This is a genomic window from Variovorax sp. RA8 (genome assembly GCF_901827175.1).
GTDB lineage: Bacteria > Pseudomonadota > Gammaproteobacteria > Burkholderiales > Burkholderiaceae_C > Variovorax.
Genome location: NZ_LR594662.1, coordinates 704,715 through 726,376, shown reverse-complemented (window position 1 = coordinate 726,376; position 21,662 = coordinate 704,715). Strand labels below are relative to the sequence as shown.

Below are 21,662 nucleotides of genomic sequence, written 5' to 3'. Positions count from 1 at the left end.
GGAGTCCGTTCGAAGAGCGTTGGCCGATGGCACCACTTGTGGGCTATCGCGGCTGCTACGAGAGCCGCTTGACGCCCGGCAGCTCGCAAGCGTAGATCGCGTTACGCAGCGCCGCGATGGCCTCGTAGCGGGTAAAGCTGCGGCGCCAGGCCAGCACCACGCGGCGCGTCGGCGGCTCGCCGCCCTGGAGGTCTCGTACCGGCAGGTAGCGCACGATCTGCTCGGGCTCCCTGCCGCGCCCCTTCCCGGCCCGGGGCTTGAGCGCATCGGCCGGCACCGACAGGCGCGGCACCAGCGTCACGCCCATGCCGGCCGCGACCATGTGCTTGATGGTCTCGAGCGAGGAGCCTTCGAAGCTCTTGCGGATGCCCTCGGCGTCACTCGAGAAACGCGCGAACTCAGGGCAGACCTCGAGCACGTGGTCGCGAAAGCAGTGGCCCGTGCCGAGCAGCAGCATGGTCTCCTTCTTGAGCTCGTCGGAGCTCACGGACTCGCGCTCGGCCAGCGGATGGTGGACGGGAACGGCCGCCATGAAGGGCTCATCGTAGAGCTGCGCCACCGCGAGCCCGGTATCCGGGAAGGGCTCGGCCATGATCGCGCAGTCGATCTCGCCGGCGCGCAGCATCTCCAACAGCTTGGCGGTGAAGTTCTCCTGCAGCACCAGTGGCATCTGCGGCGTGCGCGCGATGTTCTGGCGCACCAGGTCGGGCAGCAGGTACGGGCCGATGGTGTAGATCACGCCCAGGTTGAGCGGCCCCGACAGCGGGTCCTTCCCGCGCTTGGCGATCTCCTTGATGCTGGCGGCCTGGTCAAGCACGCTCTGCGCCTGCTGCACGATCTGCTCGCCCAGCGGCGTGACCGTGACCTCGCCGGCGCTGCGCTCGAAGAGCTTGACCTCCAGCTCGTCCTCCAGCTTCTTGATCGCGACCGAGAGAGTGGGCTGCGAAACGTAGCAGGCCTCGGCCGCCTTGCCGAAATGCCGCTCGCGCGCGACCGCAACGATGTATTTGAGTTCGGTGAGGGTCATAGCTTTCGTCAATTATGCGCAAGAGCTCCCTAAGCGTGCCGGGGGCATCGCGCATTGACCCGCATTCAGGCTTTGAGGTATTCGGCCTTGCTGCCCAGCCAGCGGTCGACATGTTTCTCGGCCAGCTCGGGATGCCGGTCCAGCATGCGCGGGGCCAGCGCGCGGGCCCAGTCGAGCAGCAGGACGTCGGTGCTGAGGTCCGCGAAGCGCAGCAGCGGCGCCCCCGACTGGCGCGCGCCGAGGAATTCCCCGGGGCCGCGGATGTCGAGGTCGCGCCGCGCGATCTCGAAACCGTCGCTGGTTTCGGCCATGGCCTTGAGCCGCGCCCGTGCCGCCTCCCCGACCCGGCCGCCCTCGTTGGGCGCGTAGAGCAGCACGCAGGCCGAGGCCGCCGCGCCGCGGCCCACCCGGCCGCGCAGCTGGTGCAGCTGCGAGAGCCCGAAGCGCTCGGCGTGCTCGATGACCATCAGCGAGGCATTGGGGACGTCGACACCAACCTCGATCACGGTGGTGCTGACCAGCACCTGCACGCGGTTGGCCGTGAAGCCTTCCATCACCGCCTGTTTCTCCGCCGTCGGCATGCGCGAATGCAGGAGCCCGACGCAGACCTGCTCCCCCAGCGCCGCGGCGAGCTCGTCGCGCGTCTCGGTGGCGTTGCGCAGGTCGACCGCCTCGCTTTCCTCGATCAGGGGACACACCCAGTAGACCTGCCGGCCCTGCTCCAGTTGGACGCGGATGCGGTCGACGACCTCGTCGCGCCGGTGCTCGGCCACCAGCTTGGTGACGATGGGCGTGCGGCCCGGCGGCAGCTCATCGAGGGTGGAGACGTCGAGGTCGGCGTAGTAGCTCATCGCCAGGGTGCGCGGGATCGGAGTGGCGCTCATCATCAGCAGGTGAGGCTCCAGTTGCCCGCCCGCCTTGCCACGCAGAGCCAGGCGCTGCGCCACGCCGAAGCGGTGCTGCTCGTCGATGATCGCCAGTGCCAGCCGGCGAAAGCGCACCTTCTCCGAGATCACCGCGTGCGTGCCGATCACCAGCGCGGCCTCACCGTTCTCGGCCGCGGCCGACATCGTGTCGCGCTCCTTCTTCTTCTGGCTGCCGGTGAGCCAGGCCACCCGCAGGCCGCGCTCGGCCAGCAGAGGATCGAGCCACCCGACCAACTTGCCGAAATGCTGGGCGGCCAGGATCTCGGTGGGCGCCATGAGCGCGCACTGGTGGCCCGCGTCGATGCAGCGCGCGGCGGCAAGCGCCGCGACGACGGTCTTGCCGGAGCCCACATCGCCCTGCAGCAGCCGGTGCATCGGCACCTCGCGCGCCAGGTCACGGGAGATCTCTTCCACCACGCGCTGCTGGGCGCCGGTGAGGGCGAATGGCAAGGCAGCCCGCAGCGCGTCGCCCAGCGAGTCTTTGGAGGACACCGCCGCCAGCACCGGGGCCCGCTGCACGGCGCGGGCCCGCCGCGCCTGCAGCTGCGACAGCTGCTGTGCCAGCAACTCGTCGGCCTTGAGCCGCTGCCAGGCCGGGTGGGTGTGATCCTCCAGCGTGGCCATCGCGACATCGGGTGCCGGGTAGTGCAGGAAATGAAGCGCACGCCGCAGTTCCCAGGCTCCATTCGGCGCGTGGGCGGCAGGAATGGTCTCGTCGAGCACCGCGCGCGCCAGGCCGGAGCGCACCTCGCGCCGCAGCACGGGCTGGGGCAGACCAGCGATGGTCGAGTACACCGGCGTCAGCGCCTGGGGCAGCTCCGTGCCCGCGGCCTTGACGTTCGGATGCATCATCTGCCGCCCGACGAAGCCGCCCCGCACTTCGCCGCGCACGCGCACCCGTGCGCCCACCGCCAGTTGCTTCTGCTGCGAGGGATAGAAGTTGAAGAAGCGCAGCTGGCAGGTGTCGCTGCCGTCGTCCACCGTCACGATCAGCTGGCGGCGCGGGCGAAAGACCACCTCGCTCTCGGTCACCACCGCCTCGATCTGCGCCGTGTCGCCATCGCGCGTGTCGGCCAGGCGAACGATGCGGGTCTCGTCCTCGTAGCGCATCGGCAGGTAGAGCGCGAAGTCGATGTCGCGCAGCAGGCCCAGCTTGCGCAACGCGCGCTGCACCGCACTCAGGCCGGTCCCGGGCGCCGCCGTCTGCACGGGCTTTTCCGATGGCGAGGACTTGGCGGTGGCGGGCATGGGACAATTCTGCCCGCCTCTCCGGCTTCCCCCCTCGTCTCCTTGGCACGGGCCCGTCCGGCCCTCAAGACTCATGCGCGCCTTCACGCTTTCCGACTTCGATTTCCATCTGCCGCCTGAACTGGTGGCCCAGCATCCCGCAGCCGAACGCAGCGCCTCGCGCCTGCTCGACGGCACTGCGAACGCACCCGCCGATCGCATCTTCAAAGAACTGCCTTCGCTGCTGCGCGCGGGCGACCTGCTGGTCTTCAACGACACCCGCGTGGTCAAGGCGCGCCTGTTCGGCGAGAAGCCCACCGGCGGCAAGCTCGAGCTGCTGGTGGAGCGCGTGCTGCAGGACCACGAGGTCGTGGCCCACATGAAGGTCAGCAAGAAGCCACCGAAGGGCACCGTGCTGGCCATGGCGGGCGGCTTCCAGGCGACGCTGCTGGGCCGCTGGCCCGACGAACAAGGCGCGCTGTTCCGCCTGCGCTTGAACAGTCCCACGGGCGAGGACCCCTATGCGCTGATGGCGCGCTGCGGCCACGTGCCCTTGCCCCCTTACATCACGCACGCCGATTCGCAGGAGGACGAGCGCCGCTACCAGACGGTGTTCGCCCGCGTGCCCGGCGCGGTGGCCGCACCCACGGCGGCGCTGCACTTCGACGAGGCGCTGCTCGACGAGCTCGAGGCGCGAGGTGTTCAACGCGCCAACGTCACGCTGCACGTGGGCGCCGGCACCTTCCAGCCCGTCAAGACCGAGAACATCGCCGAGCACCAGATGCACGCCGAGCGCTACGAGGTGCCCGAGGCGACGCAGCACGCGATCACCGAGGCCAAGGCGCGGGGCGGCCGCGTCGTCGCCGTCGGCACCACCACCGTTCGCACGCTCGAATCGTGGGCCAAGAGCGGCGAAGCCGGCGGGGACACGCGTATCTTCATCACGCCCGGCTTCGCCTTCGAGCACGTGGATCTGTTGGTTACCAACTTCCACCTGCCCAAGAGCACGCTCATGATGCTGGTGAGTGCCTTCGCCGGCCACGAGCGCGTCATGGCGCTCTATGCCCACGCGATCCGTGCGCGCTACCGCTTCTTCAGCTACGGCGACGCGATGCTGCTGGCCCGGGCGAACTGATCAAGAGACGACGCATGCTGAATTTCGAACTCCTCGCCACCGACCCCGACAGCCACGCCCGCCGCGGCACGCTCACCCTCAACCACGGCGTGGTGCAGACGCCGATCTTCATGCCCGTGGGCACCTACGGCACCGTCAAGGGCGTGATGCCGCGCAGCCTCGAGGAGATGGGCGCGCAGATCATCCTGGGAAACACCTTCCACCTCTGGATGCGCCCCGGGCTGGACGTGATGGCCAGCTTCGGCGGCCTGCATCAATTCGAGAAATGGAACAAGCCCATCCTCACCGACTCGGGCGGCTTCCAGGTCTGGTCGCTGGGCGCGATGCGCAAGATCAGCGAAGAAGGCGTCAAATTCGCCTCGCCCGTCAACGGCGACAAGCTCTTCCTCACGCCCGAGGTCTCGATGCAGATCCAGACCATTCTCAACAGCGACATCGTCATGCAATTCGACGAGTGCACGCCCTACGACACCAACGGTCACATCACGACCGAGGCCGAGGCGCGCTCGTCGATGGCCTTGAGCCTGCGCTGGGCGCGGCGCTGCCAGGCCGAATTCGCGCGGCTGGCGAACCCCAACGCGCTCTTCGGCATCGTGCAGGGAGGCATGTATGAGAACCTGCGCGAAGAGTCGCTGGCGCAGCTGGTCGAACTCGACTTCCCCGGCTACGCCATCGGCGGTGTGAGCGTGGGCGAGCCCAAGGAGGAGATGCTGCGCATCATGGCGCACACGCCGCACCGGCTACCCTCCCTCAAGCCGCGCTACCTGATGGGCGTCGGCACGCCCGAGGACCTGGTGGAGGGCGTGGGCCAGGGCGTCGACATGTTCGACTGCGTGATGCCCACGCGCAATGCGCGCAACGGCACCCTCTTCACTCGCTTCGGCGATCTGAAGATGCGTAACGCGCGCCACAAGAACGACCCGCAGCCCATCGACCCAAGCTGCCACTGCCATGCCTGCGCGGGCGCCTCCGGCGTGTCGTGGAACAACGGCGGGCGCGAGGGCTTCAGCCGCGCCTACCTGCATCACCTGGACCGCTGCGGCGAGATGCTTGGGCCGATGCTCACGACCATCCACAACTTGCATTACTACCTGAACCTGATGCGCGAGATCCGCACGGCGCTCGACGAGGGGCGCTATTCGGCGTTCCGTGCGCAATTCAAGGCCGACCGCGCACGCGGCATCTGAGCCGCGGCAACCTCGAGGAGCCGGGTGCGGCGCAGCTACCGTGCACCCGCGACCAGGCTGGCCGCCGACAGCAAAGCGGCGATGAAGGATGCAAGGTACAGGCCGGCGGCGGCGTGGCGGCGGAGGAACTGGCTGAACATGGCTGGGATGACTGGGATCGAAGGCTTCGAGCGTAGCCAGAAGCCGCGCGCGCAGGAACACGACCTAAGCCATACGCCGCACGCGCGAGGCGGGTGCGCGGACTGGCGCGCACCGCCCGCGACGTAGAGAATCACTCGGCCGCGCCCGCCGCGGCGGCTCCCTCCACTCGCACGGACATCCTGATCATGACGGCAACGACCTCCTTCTATTCGGCGCGCTATCCGTCCCTCGTCGGTCGCAGCGCTTTCATCTCCGGCGGTGCCACCGGCATCGGCGAGGCCCTGGTACGCGCCTTCCATGCGCAGGGTGCGCATGTCGGCTTCTGCGACATCGACGCAACGGCGGGCAACGCACTCGCGGCCCAGTTGCAAGGCGACAACAGCGTGCTGTTCCACGAGTGCGACGTCACCGACGTCGCCGCGCTGCAGGCGGCCATTGCCGCAACGCGGGTGCGCTTCGGGCCGATCCGCGTGCTGCTCAACAACGCCGCCAACGACCGCCGCCACGACATCGCCGACGTCACGAGCGAGGATTTCGATGCGCTGGTGGCGGTCAACTTCAAGCACCAGTTCTTCGCCGCGCAGGCCGTGGCGGAGGACATGCGCGCGGCCGGCGGCGGCTCGATCATCAACTTCGGCTCGATCAGCTGGATGATCAAGGGCGCCGGCTATCCGGTCTACCAGGCCTGCAAGGCCGCCGCGCGCGGCCTCACCCGCTCCCTGGCACGCGACCTCGGCAAGGCCAACATCCGCGTCAACTCCATCGTGCCGGGCTGGGTGATGACCGAGCGCCAGCTCATGCTGTGGGTCAAGCCCGAGTCCGAGGCCCAGATCGACGCCGCGCAGTGCCTGCCCGGCCGCGTGATGGCTCAGGACATCGCCAGCATGGCGCTCTTCCTGGCGGCCGATGATTCGAGGATGTGCAGCGCGCAGGACTACGTGGTGGATGCCGGCTGGACCTGAGGCCGCAGGCCCTCGGCCGCGGGCGATGCCGCGACGGCGCCGCAGGCATGGCAGAAGCGCGAGAAGGCGCTCTTGCGCGCCTTGCACGCACGGCAGTGGTCGAACAGGCCGATGCCGCAGTGCGGGCAGAAGTCGATCTCGGTGTTCTTGAGATCCACCGGCCGCTCGCAGCCGGGACAGACGCTCTTGGCCAGCCGCGCCAGCGCGGTGTCGTAGCTCAGCTCGTTGCGCCGCACCGTGTCGGGCTGCGCCTCGGCCAGCTTCTGGCGCGCGAGGTAGCGGTTGAGCGCGATGATCGCGTAGCGCCCGACCAGCACCGTGAGCACGATGCCCACCGCGTAGCGCACATAGCCTCCGTAACTCGGCAGGTAGGGCACGAGCTCGACGAAGAAGGCGAACAACGCGAAGAAGATGAAGCCCCAGACGAAGGGCCACCAGGTGCTCTTGCGCTTCTTCGCGAACAGCCAGCCTGCGACCACCAGCAGCGGCAGAGTGAGCGCCAGGCGGTACGCGAACACGCGCAGCTCGACGCGCCGGTTCTCCGCCTCGAGCGCCTTGCGCGCCGTCTCTTCCAGGACTGCGAGCTTCTCCTGCGCAGTCTGGCGCGCCTGGCGGGCGTCGAGCGCAATCTGGCGCTGCGTTCCCACTGCGCGCTGCGCTTCGTCTTCCTTGGCCTTCAGCGCGTCGAGCGCCTTGGTGCGCGCGATCAGCTCGCTGTCCTGGTCGGGCTGCGCGGTCGCGCGGCGCGTGGCAAGCCAGTTGCCGAAGGTCTCGCGCCCCGCGCGGCTGGCCTGCTGCGCGGCGAGCAGTGCGAGCTCGGCCTGCTCGCGCTCGCGCGTGGATTCCTGCTCGGTACGCTGGCTGGCCCGGATGGTCTGGCGCAGCGGCTCGGCCGCCGGGCGGTCGATGAAGTCGTCGAGCGTGAGCGTGCGCTCGACCCGCGGCAGGTCGCCCACGATGGTGCTGCCCAGCCCGATCAGGAAGCTCGCGAACACCAGCGCCACCACCCACAGGCCACGGCGGAACCACTTCTCGGACAGGCGCAAGGATTTACTGCTCATTTCACTCCTCGTTGTTGAAGCGCAGCATTAGAGCCTGAGCGTCACCGGCGACGCGCCTAAGCCCGCTCGGGGCAGCCAGGCAAAGACCGAGTCGACTGTCACGGTCTCGATGCGGTCGGAAAATCGCTTCTCGTTGGGATGGTCATCGAAGGCGACGTTGGCCGCGCTGACGCGCCCCCCGAGGCGCGTCAACGGCCCGAGCTTGAGCGTGGCGGGCTCGTAGCCCTTGAATTTCAGCCACGCCTGCGCCTGCCCACGCGTACGGATCGTCGCGGGCTCCATCGCCGCGGCAAGCGTCTCGATGACCCACTGGTTCGACTGCTGGTACCTGTCGCCCCAGACATAGCTCACGATGCTGTAGGGCGCCGTGTGCAACCGCGTGACGCGCGAGGGCGATTCGTCGAGCGCGGCCCGCAGTCGCGCCTGCACGGCGGGGCTCGGCACCACCCATGCGGCTTCGTGGCGCCACAGGTCGTCGAGGAAGAACTCGCCCAGCCCCTGGCGGTAGATCGCCGCCGTCGCAGTGTTGCACTGGTTGAGCTTGTGCACCACGCGCCAAGCCCCCGCCTCGGTCTTGTAGGCCAGGCCCATGTGGGAGTAGCGCAGCCCGTACTTGCCCAGGTCCTGCCCCGCCCGCGCCAGCAGCACTACCTGCGCGCCGCTGGCGTCGAACTGCTGCGCCGTGCGCTGCGCGAGCTCCATGCCCTTGATGATCGATGCCGCGCTCACCTTCTGCTCCTCGCAGGACCGGCCGGCGTGCGCGTTGAGCGGGAAGAGGAAGAGCCCCGCCAGCACCACCGCCACCGCGGCCGCGAGCAGGTGCATCACCGCCCGCAGACCGCGCCGCGCGCGCGACACGCGGCTGCGGTACTCGGTCTCGTAGCTGCCGAAGTTGGTGGGGATGCGTCTCACGACAGCCTCTCGTTGTAGAGCAGCGCGCGGCCGATGGCGTTGGGAACGAAGGCCAGCACCTCGCCGGCCGCCGACAGCACGACGCCCGTGCCGATCACGCTGACCGTCACCACGGTGCCGGCCACGACGGCGCTGCCATGCACGGAGCGGCCCAGCACCTTGACACTGGCGCGGGCGCCGTCGGATGCGCGCTCCAGCAGATAGACGGTGCCGTCCACCGACGCCTCGACCGCCACCACTGTGAGCGCCGTCCCGCCCACCGACAGCGCCGCAGGCACGGCCACCACCGCGCTCGCCGCGCTGGCGGCCAGCGAGGCGGTCCCGACCACCGAGGCCACCGGGAGCATCGACAGCGCGGCCGAGCCTTCGCTCTGTGCATGAGCCTGCAGCGGGGCGGCGGCGCCGGCCAGCGCGGCACAGGCCGCGATCAACGCCGTGACCAAGGACTTCTTCATGATGTGTTCTCCGGAAAAGAGTGATGGAAGGGGCTGGGCGTTCATTCGCTTCGATCTGCTTCGGCGCGGGCTTCGCGGCGGCCTTGCAGGCGCGCTTCGGCGATGTCGGCTTCATGGCGGTCCCGCAGGGTCTTGGCCAGGGTGAAGGCACTGCTGATCAGGAACAGCCAGCTCACGCCGAGAAAGGCCTTGTAGGTCTCGCCGATCTCCATGCGTAGCAAGCCCCACCCGGTCAGGCCCATGGCGGTGAAGAAGCCGCCCCACACCACGAGCTTCCACATCGGCGTGTCGCCGGCGCCGGGCGTCGCGCCGCGCTGGTTGTCGCGCACGAACTTGGCGAGCACGAAGGCAGCCGACAGGCAGAACACGTAGCCCATCACCATGAACGCCCGATCCAGCGCCTGTCCCGGCAACCAGCCGAGGCCGGTCGCGCAGAGGAACACGGCGAGCCCGAAGGAGATCCAGACCTGGACTTGCCAGGCGCGGGTGTCGCGCTGGATGGAGACGGTGGAGGTAGAGGGTTGCATGAATGCCTCGCGGCGTAGTGAAGGTGCGCGAATCATGGTTCGCTCGTTCACCGCGGGGCGCAGATTCCTGCACCAGTGGCGGATCTGGCCGCCACCGGTATCGTCAGTCGGTACCGATGCGCTGCTGCCGGCGTCGCAGCAGGTCGTCGCGCGTGAAGGCCCGCTCGGCGCCGGCCAGCCGCACGGCGATTACCTCGAGCGCGTCGTGCGTGGGCGCCGGCGTGCCGGGGCGCAGGAACAGCAGCGGCGACGCGATGCTGATCAGCAGCAGGACCCAGTGGAGCCGCGGAGGCCGGTGATGCTGGCGCCAGAGGAAGACCGCGCTGACGGCCGCGCCAAGCAGGAAGCCGGCCGCCACCTCCGACTTGGAATGGGCATAGATCGCCAGCCTCGACAGCCCGATGAGCGCGGCAAAGACCCAGCCGAGCGCAGCGACGGCCGCGCGCACGCGCGGCCGCCAGTGCGCGGCGACCAGCCAGAAGGCGACCGGCCAGATGCTGGTCGAGAGCATCGTGTGCCCGCTGATGCCGGTGAAGTTGAGCGTGGCGCTGCCGATGCCCCAGCCCATGAAGGCAATCTTCGAGGCCGCCACCAAGGCGCCGGCCGAGCCGAAGAGCGCGAGCCAGCGCCAGGCGACCGGCCGCGTGACCGTCCGCACGCCCAGCCACACGGCGATCCAGGCCGCGACCGGCAGCAGGAAGCCGCTGTCACCGAACCAGGTAATCGAATACCAGAAGTCGTCGGGCAGGAACAGCATCAGGCCGGCTGGCTCCCCAGCAGGCTGCTCACGCGCCGCTGCAGGGACTCCGGCTGCACTTCGGCGCGCGCCATCGCGCTGCCGACACGGAGCCCGACGCGGCTGAAGAAGCCGCGCCGGAAGGGACGCACCATCGCCACGCGCTCGCCGTCGCGAACCTCGATGCGGCTGAAGTAGGAGCCCCAGAGGTTGGTCAGCGCCATCGGGATGACCGGCGCGTCGACGCCTTCGGCGCGGGCGTCATCCAGGATCTTCATCACCCCGCCCTTGAAGGTCTGTAGCGTGCCGTCCCGCGTGATCGCGCCCTCGGGGAAGATGGCGAGCAGGTCGCCCTCGCGCAGCACCTGCACCGCGCTGGCGAAGGCCGCCGCGTAGGCGGCGGGATCTTCCTTCTGCGGCGCGATCGGAATGGCCTTGGCCAGGCGGAACAGCCAGCCGAGCACCGGCACGCGGAAGATCCGGTGGTCCATGATGAAGCGGATCGGCCGCGGGCTGGCGGCCATCAGCAGTACCGCGTCGATGAAGCTCACATGGTTGCAGACCAGCAAGGCCGGGCCCTCCGCGGGGATGTGCTCCTCGCCCTTCACCTCGAAGCGATAGACCAGGTGCGTCAGGACCCAGGCGACGAAGCGCAGCAGGTACTCCGGCACCAGCATGAAGATGTAGAAGGCCACCACCGCATTGGCGATGCCGGTGAAGAGGAAGATCTGCGGGATGGTGAAGCCGGCCTTGAGCAGCGCCCCCGCAATTGCCGCGCTGGCGATCATGAAGAGCGCATTGAGGATGTTGTTGGCCGCAATGATGCGTGCGCGGTGCGTGGGCTGGCTGCGCAGCTGGATCAGCGCGTACATCGGCACGCTGTAGAGGCCGGCGAAGAGCGAGAGCAAGCCCAGGTCGGCCATCACCCGCCAGTGCGGGACCTGGGCCACGAAGCCTTGCAAGCCCATCTCGGTCGCGGGCGACAGGCTGCGCGAGGCGAAGTAGAGGTCGATGGCGAACACGCTCATGCCGATCGCGCCCAGCGGCACCAGGCCGATCTCCACCTGGCGGCGGCTCAGCGTCTCGCACAGCAGCGAGCCGATGCCGATGCCGACCGAGAACACCACCAGCAGCAGCGAGGCGACCTGCTCGTTGCCATGCAGCACCTCCTTGGCGAAGCTCGGGAACTGGCTCAGGAAGACGGCGCCGAAGAACCACATCCACGAGATTCCCAGCAGCGAGCGGAACACCACCAGGTTGCCGTGCGCAAGCCGCAGGTTGCGCCAGGTCTCGCCCACCGGGTTCCAATTGATCGCCAGGCCCGGGTCGGTTGCCGGCGCAGGCGGAATGGCCTGCGCCACGCCGCGCCCCACCAGCGCCAGCAGCAGGCAGGCCACCGCCACGGTGGTATGCCCGATGCCCGGCAACGCGACCAGCACGCCGCCGGCCACCTGGCCCAGCAGGATGGCGACGAAGGTGCCCATCTCGACCATGCCGTTGCCGCCGGTCAGCTCGCGCGCATCGAGCACCTGCGGCAGGTAGGCGAACTTGACGGGGCCGAAGAGCGTCGAGTGAAGCCCCATCAGGAACACGCAGCCCAGCAGCAACACCGCATCGGCACGCATGAATCCCCACGCGGCCAGCACCATGATCGCGATCTCGAGGTTCTTGACGAAGCGGATCATCTTCGTCTTGTCGTACTTGTCGGTGAGCTGCCCCGCCGTCGCCGAGAACAGCAGGAAGGGCAGGATGAACAGCGCGCCGATCACCAGCCCCGCCATGGCCGGCGGCATCCAGCCGAGCTGCAACTGGTAGGTCACCATCACGGTGAAAGCGAACTTGAACAGGTTGTCGTTCGCGGCCCCAGCGAACTGGGTCCAGAAGAAGGGCGCGAAGCGTCGCTGGCCAAGCAGGGAGAATTGGTTGGCGTGGGAGTTCGGCGCGGGCGCGCCGACGAGCGGGGAGGTATCGGTGGATATCGTCATTCGAAATCTCCCTGGCGGGCTCCTCAGGCCGTCAATGCGGCCGCGCCCGGATTGTGCCGCAGCGTCTCGCGCCCCATGGCCTGCAGTGCATGCAGTACCGGCAGCGCCGCCAGGGCCGCCGTCACGTGCTTGAGGCTGTGGCCGGCCAGCAGATGGTGCGTCGCCTCGTAAACGGCATGGTCCGCGAGCTCGAAGAGCTTGGCGAGGGCATAGAAAAAGATCACCCATCCCAGCCGCAGGCCGATGGCACCCTGCGCGGGCCTGACCAGCGCCAGCGCGAGCACCAACAGCATCCCGCCGAACTGGACCAGGGCCCAGGGCAGCACGTTGTCCGTGGCCTGGCAGACCGCGACCGCCAGCAGGCCGGCAGCAAGCACGAACCAGGCGGCGGGCCAGCCGGCGCGCGCGCTGACCCGCTCGCAGACGGCGCAACCGATCAACCCGGCGAAAGCCACGGTCATCCCGGCACGGTCGGCCGCCAAACGCAGGGCGTCGGGTTGCAGATGGTAGAAGGCCGAGCCCGCAGCCGTGATGACCAGGCCGGCGAAGAACATCCAGGCGCAGTCGAGCAGGTTGACCGGCGGCTGGGTCACCGCGTGGTGCAGCGGCACCGCGTCCTGTACGTGCTCGTGCGTCCTGTCGTGCCAGTGCAGCCAGCGCAGGCCCCAGACGCCTAGCGCCGCGAAGGGCAGGTTGCTCAGCACGTCCATGGCGTGCGGCAACCCGGCCCAGCCGCGTTCGTCGGCAAAGGGCCCGTCGCCGATCCCTGGCGCGCCCAGCGCGGGGCCGAACATGCCGGTCAGCAGGAGCAAGGTGAAAAAGAGCAGGAGAGCACGTTCGCGGCGGGAGAGAAGAGACAAGAGGGACATGGCGGCTCCGGGGGTGGAATGTCGGTGCGGCGGAATGTAGGTTGCCAGCGCCTATGGCAGCATCGAGAATCGATACGGAGTACTTTTTCACGCCCTTCGGTATCGAAACGCTATACCCGGACCCATGAGCACCACCGTCGATCTCATCCAGGCTCTCAAGAACGAGCTCAAGACAGCGCGCATGACCTATGCGGATCTCGCCAAATCGCTGGACATGGCCGAATCGAGCGTCAAGCGCATGCTGGCCAAGGGCGACATGCCGTTGACCCGGGTCGACGCGATCTGCCGCGCCCTGAAGATCGACTTCGCGGAACTGGCGCGGCGCGTTGCCGACGCGCAGCCGCTGCTCAAGGAGCTGACGCTGGAGCAGGAGAAGGCCGTGGTCAAGGACAAGAAGCTGCTGCTCATGGCCATCTGCGTGCTGAGCCAGTGGACGCTGGAGCAGATCGTCGCCGCCTACCGCCTCAGCGACGCCGAATGCATCGGCTACCTGGCGCAGCTGGACCGCATCGGCATCATCGAGCTCAGGCCGCTCAACCGCTACCGGCTCAAGCTGGCCAAGACCTTCCGCTGGCGCCCGCACGGGCCGGTGATGGACTTCTTCCGCGAGAACGTGGTGCTGGACTATTACCGCGGGGGTTTCGACGGGCCGGCCGAGGGCCTGCTGCTGGTACACGGATCGATCAGCAAGTCCCTGGCGCCGGCCTTCCTCGATCGCCTGCAGCGCGTGGCGCAGGATTTCGCACAGCAGCACCAGACCGACCAGAAGCTCTCCCCCAAGGAACGCGAGGGCTACACGCTGCTGCTGGGCATGCGCAACTGGGAATTCGAGCTGTTCACCCGCCTGCGCCGTTCGTGACAACCGTCCAAGAAACCGGTTTCAAGCTAGAATCCCCGCTTGCAGCAGGTAAGCGGATGCCCGCCATCCCACCGTCGGCGAAAACTCCCATGAACGCCCAAGCGGTAGACCCACGCGGTTCGATCACTGCTGCCTTCGTCAATCGCCGACTGGAGAGTCATCACCCCGCGTGATGCGCCGAAGGAGCAAATCCGTTGCGACAGCGCAGCGGGTGAATCTCTCAGGCACCAAGGACAGGGGGAGCGGCAAAACTGGAACCCGGGTCCAGGCGCCTCCCAAACCGGGTGCCGCGGCTCGCCGTTCATGCCATCCCATAAGGATTCGGACATGCGCGTGCTCGTACTCGGCGCCGGCCTGCTCGGCGTCACATCGGCCTATTACCTGCAGCAGCTGGGCCACGAAGTGACCGTGATCGACCGGCATGCGACGCCCGGGGCCAAGGCCCGCGGCCTCGCCGCCGCCGGCCTCTCGCCGGATGCCGCCCGGCTTCTCCAGCAGTCGTCCCTCGCCTGGCCCACGCAGGCCGGCTGGAAGGCGCTTCGACGCCAGCTGCGCGGTCGCGTGGGCCGATGGCTCGACCACGCGTTCGGCCCCTCGCCCCGCTTCAATCCCCTCGAGCACCTGGTGCGGCTGGGTGCCTACAGCCGCGCCAGCGCGCGCGCCCTGCGCGATGAGGTCGGCGTGTCCGGCGGCGCGCGCAATGCGGGCGTGCTGAGCTTCTACACGGATGCCAACGCCTTCGAGGGCCGCCTGGCGCGCCAGCCCCGCTGGGACGCGCTGGGCTGCGAGGAGCGGCTGCTCTCGGCAGAGGACGCGCTCGCGCTCGAACCCGCGCTGAGCGGCGCGCGCGAGGCGCTGGCGGGCGCGGCCCATGCGCTCGACGACCCGTCGCGCGATCCGGCCCAGTTTGCCGCGGGCCTCATCTTCCTGTGCCGCGCGGCGGGCGTGCGCTTCCTGACGCGGCACCAGGTGCTCTCGCTGCACGAGGGCGCCGGCCGCATCGACCATGTGAAGGCGCTGGACGCCCATGGCCGCCCCGTCAGGCTGCAGGCCCAGGCTTATGTCCTGGCGCTGGGCGCCTCCAGCGTGACGCATGCCGAGCAGTTGGGGATCGCGATGCCGCTGCGCTTCATGCGCGAACACATCCTCACCCTGCCGATCAAGGATCCGGCGCGCGCTCCGCGCATGGCGCTGCGCGATTGGCAGGGCCGGCTGCGCATTCGCCGCGTCGAGACACCGGCCGGCGACTGCCTGCGGGTGTCTACGACCGTGCACGCCAAGGCCGGCGCCGGGAGCGAGTCCGACCCGGAGTGCTTCGAAGCGATGCTGCTCCGGGTCGAGAAGATGCTGCCGGGCGCCGTGGACGCCGGCCAGGCCGGCTTCGAGACGGCCCTGCACGCGGTGAGCAGGAGCGGCCTGCCGACCATCGGCAAGACCCGACTGCGCAATCTCTTCCTCAACTCCGCGCCGGGCGCGCGCGGCTGGATCAACGCCTGCGGCGCCGGCAAGTCCATCGCGCGCATCGTGAGCGGCCTGCGACCGGAACTGGAGTTCGCCTTCCGCCGCTTGTAGCAGGCTGCGCTTGGTAGGGCGCAAAGGGCCACCTACAATCCGCAGCACTGCAGGAGAGCGGGTCGACGTCAAGACGGCCCCACCGAAGGCGCAAACTCCCATAAACGCTCAGGTCGGCTCGCAACGATGAGCCTGTACTGCACCAACTGTCAGAGCCGTCTGGAGAGCCATCGCGCCACGCGCGATGCACCGAAGGAGCAAATCCGCTGCGGGCGCAGCGGATGAATCTCTCAGGTACCGAGGACAGGGGGAGCGGCAACTCGGACGCGTGCGCCGGTTGCTTTCTCTTTCTTCACAAGCTGCCGTTGCCTTCCCCACGTCCGAGCGCTGCAACCTGAAAGGTTCCTGCAATGCGCGTGATCGTTCTCGGCGCCGGCCTGCTCGGCGTCACCTCGGCCTACTACCTCCGCCAACTCGGCCACGAAGTGACCGTGATCGACCGGCAGGCCACGCCAGCCGCCGAAACCAGCTTCGCCAACGGCGGCCAGATCTCGGTCAGCCATGCCGAGCCCTGGGCCAATCCTGGTGCACCGCTCAAACTGCTGCAATGGCTGGGCAAGGAAGATGCGCCGCTGCTCTTCCGCCTGCGCGCCGACCTGCGCCAGTGGCTCTGGGGCCTGGCCTTCCTGCGCGAGTGCACGCCTGCGCGCACCCAGCGCAACATCGAGCAGATCGTGCGCCTGGGGACCTACAGTCGCGAGCTGCTGCAGCAGCTGCGCCGCGACAAGGGACTGCAATACGACCAGCGCACCCAGGGCATCCTGCACTTCTACACGACGCAGAAAGAATTCGACGCCGCCCTGAAGCCGGCCGAGCAGATGCGGGCCCTGGGTTGCGAGCGCCGCGTGGTTTCGGCCGACGAAGCAGTCCGCATCGAGCCGGCTCTGGCCCACATCCGGCCGCGGCTGGCCGGCGCCACCTACACGGCCGAGGACGAGTCCGGCGATGCCAACCGCTTCGCGCGGGAACTGGTCGCGCTGGCCGTGGCCGACGGCGTGCAGTTCCTCATGAGCCACACCGTCACCGCGCTGCGCGAAGCGGGCGGGCGCATCGACCATGTCGAAGCCACCGATAGCGAGGGCCGATTCCAGCGCATCCGCGGCGATGCCGTGGTGCTGGCGATGGGCTCGCTGTCCCCGCTCCATGCCGCGCCGCTCGGCATCCGGTTGCCGATCTACCCGGCCAAGGGCTACTCGGTCACGCTGCCGGTGAAGGACGCCTCGAAGGCGCACCAGGTCTCGCTGACCGACGACGAATACAAGCTCGTCTTCTCGCGCTACACCTCGGAAAGCGGCGACCGGCTGCGCATTGCAGGCACGGCCGAACTCAACGGCTACGACCGCGACCTCAACCGCGTGCGCTGCGAAGCCATCGTGCGGCGCGTGGAAGAACTCTTCCCCGGCGCTGGCGACACCACACGGGCGCAGTTCTGGACCGGCCTGCGCCCCGCCACGCCGAGCAACGTGCCGCTGATCGGCCGGACGCGCCTGCCCAACCTGTTTCTCAACACCGGCCACGGCACGCTGGGATGGACCCATGCCTGCGGCTCGGGCCACGCGATCGCGCGCATCGTGAGCGGGCTGAAGCCCGAGGTCGACTTCGCCTTCGTCGGCGCCTGAGCTCAGTCGTCGCGGATCAGCGCCTGCATCAGCGCGCGCAGAATGCCCAGCGCCGGCGCCTCGGTGCGCCGGCGTAGCGTCACGAGGCCGAAGCGGGCCACGGCGTCGAACGGCGGATTCATCTTCAGCTCGACCAGCCCGGGCGCCGCCGCGCGGACCGCCAGCAGCACGGCGTCGCTCTGGCGCGCCACCTCCACCAGGCTGGGGATCTCCTCGCATCGCAGCGTCACGCAGTGCGCCGGATGCGCCTCGGGCCCGTAGGCCTCGACCAGGGTTCGCGCCACCTCGTCGCTCAGCGGCGTGGAGGCGATCGGATAGCGCTGCACCGCCTCGAAGCGCACACCGGCGCGCAGCCGCGCGAGAGGATGGCCGCGGCGGCACATGAAGGTGCCGCGCATCTCGCGCACCAGCCCGAGCTCGAGATCGGGCGCCGGGTTTAGCGAACGCGCGTCGATCACCAGCGCATCGAGGGTGTGCGCACGCAGCGACTGCACGAGCAGATCGGTGCCGCCGCGCGCCACCGCGACGCGCATCCTCGGGTGGTGCTTCGCCATGTGCATCAGGAAGGGCGTCATCAGCATCGCGCCCGGGCCCGAGCCCATGCCGATGCGCACCGTGCCGCCCTCCCCCTCGCGCAGCCGGCGGCCGCTGTCGCGCAGTTCGTCGGCCTCGAAGACCAGGTGGCGCGAGCGCTCCAGCACCTCGCGGCCGAAGGCGGTGAGCTCATTGCGGCGACCCACGCGGTCGAACAGCGGCATGCCCAGCTCCTCTTCCAGCGCGCGGATGCTGCGGCTCAGCGCGGGCTGCGTCAGGTGCAGGGCCTGTGCGGACTTGCTGAACGAGCCCGTGTGGGCCAGCGAGATGAGGTGCCTGAGTTGGACCAGCGTCATGGCGAGGGCCTGCGAGAAAGCTGCATTGAACTCATGCTAATGCAGCCAACAATGCATTGGACGTGCGCATTTGCCGCTCCTACGATGAGCCGGCATTCCCATCCCAGCCCTACCGGAGTTCCGATGACATCGATCTTCCAGCGCTCGCATCTTCTCGCCTGCACCCTGTTGCTGGCAGCGGGCACCGCCCTCGCTCAGAGCTACCCGGCCAAGCCGGTCAACCTGATGGTTCCCTACCCCGCGGGCGGCCCCTCCGATGCCGCCGCGCGCATCTTCGCCACGCCGCTGGGCAAGGAGCTGGGCCAGCAAGTGCTGGTGGAGAACCTCGGCGGCGTCAGCGGCGCGATGGCGGCCCAGAAGGTGCTGGCGGCGCCGGCCGACGGCTACTACATTTTCCAGGGCTCACCCAACGAGGTGATCCTCTCGCCGCTGGCCAACGCGGCCGTCAAGCTCAAGGCCGAGGACTTCCGCCTGGTGCATCCGGTGGCCGACGCGGTGATGGTCTTCGTCGCGCGCAAGGACCTGCCGGCCAACAGCGTGGACGAGCTGATCGCGCTCGCCCGCAGGTCGGCCGACAAGCCGCTTTCCTACGGCAGCGTGGGCGTCGGATCGCTCTACCACCTGATCCTGGAGAAGGTGCAGCAGGACGCCGGCATCAAACTGATGCACGCCCCCTACAAGGGCAACGCGCCGCTCCTGCAGGACATCGGCGGCGGGCAGGTCGATTTCGCGGTGCTGGTGTACAGCGCCGCCATGGGCGCACTGGCCGAGCAGGGCCGGCTCAAGGTGATCGGGCAGCTCGGCGCGCAACGCTCCGAGCTGCTGACGAACGTCCCCACCGCGAGCGAAGGCAAGGAGCTGAAGAACTTCGCCTACAAGACCTGGAGCGGCTTCATGGTGCCGAGGAACACGCCGGAGGAGGTGGTGCAGAAGCTGCACAAGGCGATCGGCGCGACCCTGAAGGACCCGAGCGTCCGTACGCAGCTCGCGGCCCAGACCCAGGTCGCCTCGCCGCCGATGTCGCTGGCCGAGTCGGCGAAGTTCTTCGAGGCCGAGACCGCGCGCTACCGGGACATCGCCAGGTCGATCCACCTGCAACCGCAGTAAGCTGAAATCCATGAGCACGCTTCTCGAAGACCTGCACGCGCAGGCCGGCGCCTTCATCGACATCCGCCGCGACATCCACCACCATCCCGAGCTCGGCTTCGACGAGCACCGTACCTCGGCCCTGGTCGCCGAGCGGCTCGAAGCCTGGGGGTACCAGGTCGAGCGCGGCCTCGGAGGCACCGGCGTGGTGGGCCGGCTGGTTCGCGGCGACGGCGAGCGCCGCCTGGGCCTGCGCGCCGACATGGACGCCCTGCCCATCGACGAATCCACCGGCCTGGCCTATGCCAGCAGCCACGCCGGCGTCATGCACGCCTGCGGCCACGACGGCCACACCGCGATGCTGCTGGCCGCCGCACACCACCTGGCCGAACGCGGGCGCTTTTCGGGCACGCTGAACCTGATCTTCCAGCCGGCCGAAGAAGGCGGCGGCGGGGCGCTGCGGATGATGGAGCAAGGCCTGTTCGACAAGTACCCGTGCGACGCCATCTTCGCGATGCACAACATGCCCGGCCTGCCGCAGGGCCGGCTGGCGCTGCGCGAAGGGCCGGCAATGGCCTCTTCCGACTACGCAACGGTCACGCTCGCCGGCATCGGCGGCCACGGCGCGATGCCGCATCGTACGGCGGACCCCATCGTGGCGGCAGCCAGCATCGTGATGGCGCTGCAGACGGTGGTCTCGCGCAACATCGACCCGCTGCAGATGGCCGTGGTGACGGTGGGCGCCGTGCATGCCGGCAAGGCCAACAACGTGATCCCGCAAAGCGCCACGCTGGAGCTCAGCGTGCGCGCGCTCGACGGCGACGTGCGAAGCCGGTTGGAGGAACGCATCAAGGCGCTGATCGCGGCGCAGGCCGAGAGCTTCGGCGTCAAGGCGCAGATCGACTGGCGACCGGGCTACGCCGTGCTGGTCAACACGCCGCAGGAGACCGCCTTCGCGCGCGAGGTGGCGCTGGAACTGCTGGGCCCGGAACGCGTCACGCTGCAGGCTCCGGCACTGCCCGGCAGCGAGGACTTCGCCTTCATGCTGGAGCGCGTGCCCGGCAGCTACCTGTTGATCGGCAACGGCGAAGGCGACGGCCACGGCGCGTGCATGGTGCATAACCCCGGCTACGATTTCAACGACGGCAACGTCGCGATCGGCGCGGCCTACTGGGTGCTCCTGGCCGAGCGCTTCTTGAGCTAGTCGTTCGCAGCGAACACCGTCAGCACGCCCGTATAGCCATACAGATGGTGCCGCGCGATCTCGCCGGCGGCAAAGAAACCGACCAGCGGCACATCACCGAGCGCATGGCGCACGATCTGCAGCTCGGCGCCGGGCGCGCCGAAATGCGGGCCGCCCCGCCCCGAGCAGCTCACGTACACGGCGCCCGCGATGCGGCGCGCCGGATGGGGCGCGGCCTCGGCCTCGCCGGCCGCCACCGCACGCGCGGTGGCGAGCGTCTGCTCCTGCGGCTCGAGTTCCTCGCGGACCTCGGCACAGATGCGCATCAGATCGGCGCGCGCGGCCTGCGCGTTGCGGCGCACGAAGCTCATGCGCATGCCCGCCTGGGCCACGTCGGCGATGGCGACTCCGCGGCGCGTGGGATCGAGACCGATGATGTGGCGCACCAGCACGTCGGCGCCGAGGTCGCCGGTGCGCCGGATACCGTCGCTGCCGGCGTCGACCAGGCCCACCAGCGTGGCGCGCACCGCCTCGATCGCTTCCTGCGGCGCCTCCAGCGACACGCCGAGTTCGGCCAGCAGCACGTCGAGCGCCGGCTCGCCGTCCAGCCTGAGCAGCAGGTTGCCTTCGGCTTCGGTGATCTCCCGTTCGCGCGAGACCGGCTGGCAGCCCTGGGTGACGCGCGACACCAGGCGCACTCCCTCGCCGAAGGCCACGCCTGACAGGCCGCCCGAGAACACGCCGCCAGCGGCCCCGTGGCCGCGGATGTTGCCGTTGCCCCCGATCGCGAACTGGAGCGCGCCGCTGCGGCCCGAGGACAGGCCGCCGAAGAGATAGCCGGTGTCGGTGCGCCCTGCCATCTCGGCCACCAGCTCCGTGAGGTCCGGCGTCTCGGGATCGGCGTGCACCAGGGCCGTGTGGGCCGCGAACCCGCTCATTTCCGAGCCGGCCAGCGGCGCCACGCCCGAGAACACGCGGTACTGGTCGCTCGGAAGCATGCACAGCATGACGGACAACGCCGGCTCGTCGAAGTACTCCGCGTTGTTGGCCGATACGCCGACGCCGACCGTGCCGGACCAGTCCGTGATCTCCGGCAGCTCGGCGCCCAGGTGGTCGAGGATCTCCTGCGCATCGGCGGCGTAGTGGTCCGTGATGTAGAGCAGGCCCAGCGTGGGCGCACGCGCATAGTCCGGCAGCGCCATCTGCGCCCGCAGTTGCGCGAGCACGAGCCCGGCTGCCATGCGCCATTGGGGATGGGTGGCGTGGCCCGTGGGGAACAGCTTCATGGCCTCGGAATCCCAGG

At 69.1% G+C, this 21,662-nt stretch carries 19 protein-coding genes and 3 riboswitches; of the genes, 8 read left to right on the top strand and 11 right to left on the bottom strand.

Features of this window, described 5'->3' with window-relative positions; all coding sequences use genetic code 11:
• Nucleotides 1–55 precede the first annotated feature (55 nt).
• Nucleotides 56–1,027: a LysR substrate-binding domain-containing protein gene (locus E5P3_RS03460; RefSeq protein ID WP_162584694.1), complete on the bottom strand. Its 972-nt coding sequence runs from the start codon at nt 1,025–1,027 to the stop codon at nt 56–58.
• Between the two features lie 65 nt (nt 1,028–1,092).
• Nucleotides 1,093–3,201, bottom strand: a complete 2,109-nt coding sequence (gene recG / locus E5P3_RS03455; RefSeq protein WP_162584693.1) for an ATP-dependent DNA helicase RecG — start codon at nt 3,199–3,201, stop codon at nt 1,093–1,095.
• A 73-nt stretch (nt 3,202–3,274) separates the two neighbouring features.
• Between recG and queA the strand changes: the two genes are divergently transcribed.
• The 3 genes from queA to E5P3_RS03440 all read left to right on the top strand — a co-directional run bounded on the left by queA (nt 3,275) and on the right by E5P3_RS03440 (nt 6,605).
• Complete coding sequence (queA, locus tag E5P3_RS03450) at nt 3,275–4,315, top strand: tRNA preQ1(34) S-adenosylmethionine ribosyltransferase-isomerase QueA (RefSeq protein ID WP_162584692.1); 1,041 nt, start codon at nt 3,275–3,277, stop codon at nt 4,313–4,315.
• A 14-nt stretch (nt 4,316–4,329) separates the two neighbouring features.
• Entirely contained in the window at nt 4,330–5,502 is a 1,173-nt protein-coding gene (gene tgt, locus E5P3_RS03445; protein WP_162584691.1) for a tRNA guanosine(34) transglycosylase Tgt, read from the top strand.
• A gap of 326 nt (nt 5,503–5,828) precedes the next feature.
• A complete protein-coding gene (locus E5P3_RS03440; protein WP_162584690.1) occupies nt 5,829–6,605 on the top strand; it encodes an SDR family NAD(P)-dependent oxidoreductase in 777 nt (258 codons plus the stop codon).
• Here E5P3_RS03440 and E5P3_RS03435 read toward each other — a convergent pair.
• From E5P3_RS03435 to E5P3_RS03405, 7 genes are all read right to left on the bottom strand, one after another.
• Nucleotides 6,578–7,666: a zinc ribbon domain-containing protein gene (locus E5P3_RS03435; protein WP_162584689.1), complete on the bottom strand. Its 1,089-nt coding sequence runs from the start codon at nt 7,664–7,666 to the stop codon at nt 6,578–6,580. The genes E5P3_RS03440 and E5P3_RS03435 overlap by 28 nt on opposite strands.
• A gap of 27 nt (nt 7,667–7,693) precedes the next feature.
• Nucleotides 7,694–8,491, bottom strand: a complete 798-nt coding sequence (locus E5P3_RS03430; RefSeq protein ID WP_162589520.1) for a DUF2145 domain-containing protein — start codon at nt 8,489–8,491, stop codon at nt 7,694–7,696.
• A gap of 83 nt (nt 8,492–8,574) precedes the next feature.
• A complete protein-coding gene (locus E5P3_RS03425; protein ID WP_162584688.1) occupies nt 8,575–9,033 on the bottom strand; it encodes a hypothetical protein in 459 nt (152 codons plus the stop codon).
• A gap of 41 nt (nt 9,034–9,074) precedes the next feature.
• Nucleotides 9,075–9,560, bottom strand: a complete 486-nt coding sequence (locus tag E5P3_RS03420; RefSeq protein ID WP_162584687.1) for a YiaA/YiaB family inner membrane protein — start codon at nt 9,558–9,560, stop codon at nt 9,075–9,077.
• Nucleotides 9,561–9,663: 103 nt separating this feature from the next.
• Complete coding sequence (locus E5P3_RS03415) at nt 9,664–10,317, bottom strand: phosphatase PAP2 family protein (RefSeq protein ID WP_162584686.1); 654 nt, start codon at nt 10,315–10,317, stop codon at nt 9,664–9,666.
• The gene (locus E5P3_RS03410) at nt 10,317–12,281 is read right to left on the bottom strand and encodes an MFS transporter (protein WP_162584685.1); all 1,965 of its coding nucleotides are present in this window, start codon (nt 12,279–12,281) and stop codon (nt 10,317–10,319) included. The genes E5P3_RS03415 and E5P3_RS03410 overlap by 1 nt, the downstream gene beginning before the upstream one ends.
• A gap of 23 nt (nt 12,282–12,304) precedes the next feature.
• Complete coding sequence (locus tag E5P3_RS03405; RefSeq protein ID WP_162584684.1) at nt 12,305–13,150, bottom strand: hypothetical protein; 846 nt, start codon at nt 13,148–13,150, stop codon at nt 12,305–12,307.
• 124 nt (nt 13,151–13,274) lie between these two features.
• Here E5P3_RS03405 and E5P3_RS03400 point away from each other — a divergent pair, with 124 nt between their 5' ends.
• The 3 genes from E5P3_RS03400 (at nt 13,275) to E5P3_RS03390 (ending at nt 17,200) form a co-directional block, all read left to right on the top strand.
• On the top strand, nt 13,275–14,009 hold the full coding sequence (locus tag E5P3_RS03400; RefSeq protein ID WP_162584683.1) for a helix-turn-helix domain-containing protein: 735 nt from the start codon (nt 13,275–13,277) through the stop codon (nt 14,007–14,009).
• Nucleotides 14,010–14,148: 139 nt separating this feature from the next.
• A riboswitch (glycine riboswitch) is annotated at nt 14,149–14,256 on the top strand.
• Nucleotides 14,257–14,336: 80 nt separating this feature from the next.
• Entirely contained in the window at nt 14,337–15,581 is a 1,245-nt protein-coding gene (locus E5P3_RS03395; protein ID WP_162584682.1) for an FAD-dependent oxidoreductase, read from the top strand.
• A gap of 40 nt (nt 15,582–15,621) precedes the next feature.
• Nucleotides 15,622–15,726: riboswitch (glycine riboswitch) on the top strand.
• Between the two features lie 4 nt (nt 15,727–15,730).
• Nucleotides 15,731–15,838, top strand: a riboswitch (glycine riboswitch).
• Nucleotides 15,839–15,931: 93 nt separating this feature from the next.
• On the top strand, nt 15,932–17,200 hold the full coding sequence (locus E5P3_RS03390; RefSeq protein WP_162584681.1) for a D-amino acid dehydrogenase: 1,269 nt from the start codon (nt 15,932–15,934) through the stop codon (nt 17,198–17,200).
• A gap of 2 nt (nt 17,201–17,202) precedes the next feature.
• Here E5P3_RS03390 and E5P3_RS03385 read toward each other — a convergent pair whose 3' ends face one another.
• Nucleotides 17,203–18,090 (bottom strand): LysR family transcriptional regulator, encoded by an 888-nt coding sequence (locus E5P3_RS03385; RefSeq protein ID WP_162584680.1) that lies wholly within the window; start codon nt 18,088–18,090, stop codon nt 17,203–17,205.
• Between the two features lie 123 nt (nt 18,091–18,213).
• On the opposite strand from E5P3_RS03385, the gene E5P3_RS03380 reads away from it, so the two are divergent.
• Complete coding sequence (locus E5P3_RS03380; RefSeq protein WP_162584679.1) at nt 18,214–19,197, top strand: tripartite tricarboxylate transporter substrate binding protein; 984 nt, start codon at nt 18,214–18,216, stop codon at nt 19,195–19,197.
• A gap of 10 nt (nt 19,198–19,207) precedes the next feature.
• Nucleotides 19,208–20,380: a M20 aminoacylase family protein gene (locus E5P3_RS03375; RefSeq protein WP_162584678.1), complete on the top strand. Its 1,173-nt coding sequence runs from the start codon at nt 19,208–19,210 to the stop codon at nt 20,378–20,380.
• Here the strand turns inward: E5P3_RS03375 and E5P3_RS03370 are convergent.
• The gene (locus E5P3_RS03370) at nt 20,377–21,645 is read right to left on the bottom strand and encodes an FIST signal transduction protein (RefSeq protein WP_162584677.1); all 1,269 of its coding nucleotides are present in this window, start codon (nt 21,643–21,645) and stop codon (nt 20,377–20,379) included. The two genes, E5P3_RS03375 and E5P3_RS03370, sit on opposite strands and share 4 nt — an antisense overlap.
• Between the last annotated feature and the right edge of the window lie 17 nt (nt 21,646–21,662).

Coding starts and splice junctions, on each gene's coding strand:
- E5P3_RS03415 (WP_162584686.1), bottom strand. CDS start 10,317: ATGCTGTTCCTGCCCGACGACTTCTGGTATTCGATTACCTGGTTCGGT.
- E5P3_RS03420 (WP_162584687.1), bottom strand. CDS start 9,560: ATGCAACCCTCTACCTCCACCGTCTCCATCCAGCGCGACACCCGCGCC.
- tgt (WP_162584691.1), top strand. CDS start 4,330: ATGCTGAATTTCGAACTCCTCGCCACCGACCCCGACAGCCACGCCCGC.
- E5P3_RS03430 (WP_162589520.1), bottom strand. CDS start 8,491: ATGCACCTGCTCGCGGCCGCGGTGGCGGTGGTGCTGGCGGGGCTCTTC.
- E5P3_RS03370 (WP_162584677.1), bottom strand. CDS start 21,645: ATGAAGCTGTTCCCCACGGGCCACGCCACCCATCCCCAATGGCGCATG.
- E5P3_RS03435 (WP_162584689.1), bottom strand. CDS start 7,666: ATGAGCAGTAAATCCTTGCGCCTGTCCGAGAAGTGGTTCCGCCGTGGC.
- E5P3_RS03410 (WP_162584685.1), bottom strand. CDS start 12,281: ATGACGATATCCACCGATACCTCCCCGCTCGTCGGCGCGCCCGCGCCG.
- E5P3_RS03380 (WP_162584679.1), top strand. CDS start 18,214: ATGACATCGATCTTCCAGCGCTCGCATCTTCTCGCCTGCACCCTGTTG.
- E5P3_RS03375 (WP_162584678.1), top strand. CDS start 19,208: ATGAGCACGCTTCTCGAAGACCTGCACGCGCAGGCCGGCGCCTTCATC.
- E5P3_RS03425 (WP_162584688.1), bottom strand. CDS start 9,033: ATGAAGAAGTCCTTGGTCACGGCGTTGATCGCGGCCTGTGCCGCGCTG.
- E5P3_RS03385 (WP_162584680.1), bottom strand. CDS start 18,090: ATGACGCTGGTCCAACTCAGGCACCTCATCTCGCTGGCCCACACGGGC.
- E5P3_RS03460 (WP_162584694.1), bottom strand. CDS start 1,027: ATGACCCTCACCGAACTCAAATACATCGTTGCGGTCGCGCGCGAGCGG.
- E5P3_RS03400 (WP_162584683.1), top strand. CDS start 13,275: ATGAGCACCACCGTCGATCTCATCCAGGCTCTCAAGAACGAGCTCAAG.
- queA (WP_162584692.1), top strand. CDS start 3,275: ATGCGCGCCTTCACGCTTTCCGACTTCGATTTCCATCTGCCGCCTGAA.
- recG (WP_162584693.1), bottom strand. CDS start 3,201: ATGCCCGCCACCGCCAAGTCCTCGCCATCGGAAAAGCCCGTGCAGACG.
- E5P3_RS03440 (WP_162584690.1), top strand. CDS start 5,829: ATGACGGCAACGACCTCCTTCTATTCGGCGCGCTATCCGTCCCTCGTC.
- E5P3_RS03390 (WP_162584681.1), top strand. CDS start 15,932: ATGCGCGTGATCGTTCTCGGCGCCGGCCTGCTCGGCGTCACCTCGGCC.
- E5P3_RS03395 (WP_162584682.1), top strand. CDS start 14,337: ATGCGCGTGCTCGTACTCGGCGCCGGCCTGCTCGGCGTCACATCGGCC.
- E5P3_RS03405 (WP_162584684.1), bottom strand. CDS start 13,150: ATGTCCCTCTTGTCTCTTCTCTCCCGCCGCGAACGTGCTCTCCTGCTC.